Below are 1658 nucleotides of genomic sequence, written 5' to 3'. Positions count from 1 at the left end.
GCAGGTTTTAATGAGTTGGAACGTCAAGGAGAAGAATTCAGTGGATTGTTTGCGGATATTGATTTAAACTCCACAAAATTAGGCTCAAATGCACAACAACGTAATGTGACGATTACTGAGGTCTTGCGTGCTTTAGATGAGATTGACTTATTTGAACACAATGGCGATGTGATTGGGGACGCTTATGAGTATTTAATTGGGATGTTTGCGGAAGGTGCGGGTAAAAAAGCAGGCGAGTTTTATACCCCACAAGCTGTTTCACGCATCATGTCAGAGATCACTTCAATCGGCCAAGAATCTCGAGCACCTTTTCATATCTATGACCCTGCGATGGGTTCAGGTTCTTTGATGCTTAATATTCGTCGCTATCTCATCAATCCAAATCAAGTGCACTATCATGGACAAGAGTTAAATACAACGACCTTTAACTTGGCACGTATGAACTTAATTCTTCATGGGGTGGATAAAGAACGCATGAACCTGAATAACGGAGATACTTTAGATGCCGATTGGCCCTCAGAAGAGCCTTATCAGTTTGATTCCGTAGTCATGAATCCACCTTATTCTGCAAAATGGTCAGCGGCAGATCAGTTTCTCTCTGACCCTCGTTTTGAGCGTTTTGGAAAATTAGCGCCTAAATCTAAAGCTGACTTTGCCTTTCTCCTTCACGGTTTTTACCATTTGAAAGAATCGGGAACAATGGGAATTGTCCTTCCGCATGGCGTGCTCTTTAGAGGAGCCGCAGAAGGAACCATTCGTCAAGCCCTTTTAGAAATGGGAGCCATTGATGCGGTCATTGGCTTGCCGGCCAATATTTTTTTTGGAACGAGTATTCCGACAACGGTTATTATTTTGAAGAAAAACCGCTCTCATCGTGATGTCTTATTTATCGATGCTTCTCAAGATTTTGAAAAACAAAAAAATAAAAATGTCCTGTTGGATGAACATATTGATAAAATTGTTTCTATCTACAAAAAACGAGAAGATATTGAAAGATATGCTCATGTTGCAAGTTTTGATGAGATCCAAGAAAATGACTTTAACTTAAATATCCCTCGTTATGTCGATACCTTTGAGGAAGAGGAACCGGTTGATTTGGTTGCAGTAAATACCAATCTCCTTAAGGTCAATGAAGAATTAGTTCAACAAGAGCAAGTGCTCTTATCGTTGATTGACGATTTTTCAGAAAGTGAAGAGAATCAAGCCTTAATTGATTCGATGCGTCTTCTTTTGAGAGGTGGGCATGATGAGTAAAAAGAGTCCACAATTAAGGTTTGAAGGTTTTACGGATGATTGGGAAGAGCGTAAGTTAGGAGAATTATCTAATATTGTTGGTGGTGGAACACCAAGTACATCGAACCCTGAATACTGGGACGGTGATATTGATTGGTATGCACCAGCTGAAATTGGAGAACAAAGTTATGTTAGTAAAAGTAAAAAGACTATTACTGAACTAGGTCTAAAGAAGAGTTCAGCTCGAATTTTACCAGTAGGAACCGTCTTATTTACTTCTCGTGCTGGTATCGGAAACACCGCTATATTAGCCAAAGAAGCTACAACTAATCAAGGGTTTCAATCAATTGTTCCTGATCAAAATAAACTTGATAGTTATTTTATTTTTTCAAGAACTAATGAGCTCAAGCGATATGGGGAAGTCA

At 39.3% G+C, this 1658-nt stretch carries 2 protein-coding genes; both read left to right on the top strand.

The window, feature by feature from the left end:
* Nucleotides 1–1254, top strand: a 1254-nt coding sequence (locus tag ABT299_RS52620) for a type I restriction-modification system subunit M (protein WP_500255471.1), incomplete at its 5' end; no start/stop codon positions are given.
* On the top strand, nucleotides 1244–1658 hold a 415-nt coding region (locus ABT299_RS52615; RefSeq protein WP_500255472.1), incomplete at its 3' end, for a restriction endonuclease subunit S. The genes ABT299_RS52620 and ABT299_RS52615, both read left to right, overlap by 11 nt.

This window comes from Spirillospora sp. NPDC000708, assembly GCF_040299565.1.
Classification (GTDB): Bacteria; Actinomycetota; Actinomycetes; order Streptosporangiales; family Streptosporangiaceae; genus Spirillospora.
The sequence above is the reverse complement of the archived record's forward strand: the minus strand, read 5'-3'. Positions and strand labels throughout refer to the sequence as shown.